We start from the raw sequence: 3232 nt of genomic DNA on the forward strand, positions 1-3232 counted from the left end.
TGGGATGGTCTCAACAGGGGATCTCTTCAACTTCTTCGTCTTCCTTGAGATCAACTCGCTTGCCGGTGCAGCACTCGCTGCATACCGTATCAAAGGCGGCGTTGCAGTCGAAGGAGGCCTGAAATATGCGTTCATCTCGACTGTTGCAGGCCTATTCTTCCTTATTGCAGTCGGAATGCTCTATGGCCAGTACAACTCACTTAATATCGCCTATATCGCCTCTGTGATCGATCTCACCGGCCTGTCACTTGTGGCAGTCGTCCTGATGGTCGTCTCGCTCGCGATGAAGTCGGGATCTGTTCCGATGCACTTCTGGACACCGGATACGTATTCAAGTGCACCGTCTTCAATTACAGCGCTCCTGATCGTCTCAAGCATGGCAAGCCTCTATGCAATCTTCCGGATTGCATTCAGCTTATTCGGCCTGACAATGAACGTGGTGACCGTCGGATGGGTGATCATCATCCTCGGTATCCTCTCGATGTTCATCGGCGTCTCGATGGCGCTCCCGCAGAAGGATGTGAAGCGGCTGATGGCATACCACTCAGTCTCACAGATTGGATACATGCTTGTCGGACTTGGTGTCGGTCTCGCGGTGCTTGGTGATCAGCAGATGCTCGCACAGTTTGGGGTTGTCGCGATGGAGGGAGGGATCTTCCATATCATCAACTATGCCCTCTACAAGGGCCTCCTCTTCCTGATCGCAGGCGCAGTCATCTACCGGTGTGGAACCGCAAATCTAAACGATCTGGGAGGACTCGGCCATTCAATGAAATGGACGATGGGATTCTTTATCATTGCAGCACTTGCAATTGCAGGCATCCCGCCCTTTAACGGCTTTGCTTCCAAACTGATGATCTATGAATCGGTCTTCATATTCAACCCCTTCATCGCGGTGATCGCTATGGTGGTCTCGATCATGACGCTGGCGTCTTTTGTCAAGGTCTTCCATTCGATGTTCATGGGACCAAAGCTGCCGCAATATGAGGCGGTGAAGGAAGTGCCGATGCCGATGCTCGTTGGAATGGGACTTCTTGCTGTTCTGATCATACTCTTCGGGCTCTTCCCGGATCTCGTTGTGAATACGCTCGTTGAACCCGCCGCACTGGCACTTATCGACAAAACCGGCTATATCGCCTCTGTCATGGGAGGTATCTGATATGGATATTACAGCAACCCTTATCACAGGAACGGGATTCTGGAATCCGCTCATCTGGATTCTGGCATTTCTGATCACATTCATTGTGGCATACCTGATATGGAGGAGCGGGAATTCAACATACCAGAAAGGGACAGAACAGGTAAAACCATACCTCTCGGGCAATGCAGAGCCTGAGAAGAACGCGGTGCATATCCGCGGTGGAAACCTCTACTGGGGATTTACCGAGGGGTTGAAAGGGTATTATTCCCGCCTGATACCCCTCCATACGGGTGACCTGAATGACTATATGCTCTGGTACTTCGGTGTCATAATTGCCGTCTTCGCACTGGTGGTGATCTTCCTATGACACTCTCTCCATCTTTCAAACGATCGCTCTGGGTATTCCACTTCAATTCTGGATCCTGCAATGGATGTGATATCGAGATCGTGGCAACGATCACCCCCCGCTATGATCCTGAACGTTTCGGCGTGAGACTTGTTGGATCTCCAAAGCATGCGGATGTCCTCCTCGTTACAGGACCTGTGACAAAGAAGATGGCACCGAGGCTTAGGCGTGTATACGAACAGATGCCTTCACCGAAGATTGTTATGTGTATCGGATCATGTGGGCAGTCCGGCGGGGTCTTTTATGATTCATATAACCTGGATGGCCCTGTCGATGATGTCATCCCTGTGGATGTCTATGTCCCCGGTTGTCCGCCCCGGCCTGAGGCGATCATCTACGGTGTCGTGACCGCACTCACAAAACTTGAACGGATAGAACGAGGTGAAGAATGAACGAGACTATACTGACACCACAGGAACTGATCGACCGGTTCACCACAACATTTGGTGATTCCGTATCTGATCCTAAAATTCAGATCAGGGCAGAAGGTGTAAAGAAGATCCAGAATTTCAATATCTGGATGACCATCACCCGTGAATCATTGAAGCCGGCAATCTCTATGTTAAAGGAGATCACGTACCCGCACCTTTCGGTTATTTCAGGCTGGGATGTTGGAGAGGAGCTTCGCATGCAGTACATCTTCTCGATCTACTTCGGTGAGAGGCATGGGGAGTACATGGTGATCCTGACGGTGCCCCTTAAAAAAGATGACCTCGTGCTCCCGACCATCAGCGACCTCATCCCGGGAGCCCTCTTCACAGAGCGGGAGAAGCAGGAGATGTTCGGGGTGACAATTCAGGATATTCCGGATGGAAGGCGCCTCTTCCTTCCTGAAGACTTCCCTGAAGGCGTCTATCCGCTCAGAAAGGACGAGACCGGGGTTCCGGATTCGATGATCAAGCATCTCTGGCAGGTGAAACGTCCAACTGATCGGCCGGCACCACCGGTGACCGAGAAGGAAGAAGAGCCAAAGGCCGATCCTGAGGAGAAGAAAGTGAAGAGAGAAGAGAAGACAGGTGAAAATCCACCTTCTGAAGAGAAGAAACCTGAAGCGGAGGTGAAGTCGGATGAGTGAAGGAACTCCAACAAAGAAAGCGCCCTATGTCGTTCCGATTGGCCCGATACATCCGGCACTCAAAGAGCCAGTCCAGTTCCTCTTTGATATGGAAGGGGAGGTTGTCAAAAAGGCGGATTTTGCCCCAGGACAGGCACACCGTGGGATCGAATGGATGGGAATGCGCAGAAACCCGATCCAGATCATCCACATGACCGATCGGATCTGTGGAATCTGCGGTGTCACCCACTCATTTGCTTTTGCAAGGGCAATCGAACAGATCGTCGATATCGAAGTCCCGGCACATGCCGAATACATCAGGGTGATCATCGCCGAGTTTGAGCGGATCCAGTCCCATCTCCTCTGGGCCGGTGTTGCGGCTCATGAACTCGGGTTTGACACCCTCTTCTATCTCGCATGGCGTGTCCGCGAAGAGGCGATGGATGTGATCGAGTACATCACCGGAAACCGGGTGAACTATGGGCTGATACAGGTCGGCGGTGTAAGGCGGGATATTACCCCGGAACAGCACCCGACTATTCAGAAATGCCTTGACGGGTATCGCGATCTGCTCGGGAAGATGCTGAATCTCTTCCTCAAGGATACCACAATTGCAATCAGGTGCAAAGAT

The 3232-nt window shown here is 51.7% G+C and carries 5 protein-coding genes; all 5 read left to right on the plus strand.

All coding sequences use genetic code 11. The annotated features are described in order from the left end of the window. On the plus strand, nt 1–1159 hold a 1159-nt coding region (locus QCH34_RS09495), incomplete at its 5' end, for a proton-conducting transporter membrane subunit (protein ID WP_300333304.1). Nucleotide 1160: 1 nt separating this feature from the next. Further along, nucleotides 1161–1508 (plus strand): hydrogenase, encoded by a 348-nt coding sequence (locus QCH34_RS09500; protein ID WP_300333309.1) that lies wholly within the window; start codon nt 1161–1163, stop codon nt 1506–1508. Continuing rightward, complete coding sequence (locus QCH34_RS09505) at nt 1505–1939, plus strand: NADH-quinone oxidoreductase subunit B family protein (RefSeq protein WP_300333313.1); 435 nt, start codon at nt 1505–1507, stop codon at nt 1937–1939. The genes QCH34_RS09500 and QCH34_RS09505 overlap by 4 nt, the downstream gene beginning before the upstream one ends. Further along, a complete protein-coding gene (locus tag QCH34_RS09510) occupies nt 1936–2622 on the plus strand; it encodes an NADH-quinone oxidoreductase subunit C (protein ID WP_300333316.1) in 687 nt (228 codons plus the stop codon). The genes QCH34_RS09505 and QCH34_RS09510 overlap by 4 nt, the downstream gene beginning before the upstream one ends. Further along, nucleotides 2615–3232, plus strand: a 618-nt coding sequence (locus tag QCH34_RS09515; protein ID WP_300333318.1) for a nickel-dependent hydrogenase large subunit, incomplete at its 3' end; no start/stop codon positions are given. The genes QCH34_RS09510 and QCH34_RS09515, both read left to right, overlap by 8 nt.

Source organism: Methanocalculus sp., from assembly GCF_029762515.1.
Lineage (GTDB): Archaea > Halobacteriota > Methanomicrobia > Methanomicrobiales > Methanocorpusculaceae > Methanocalculus.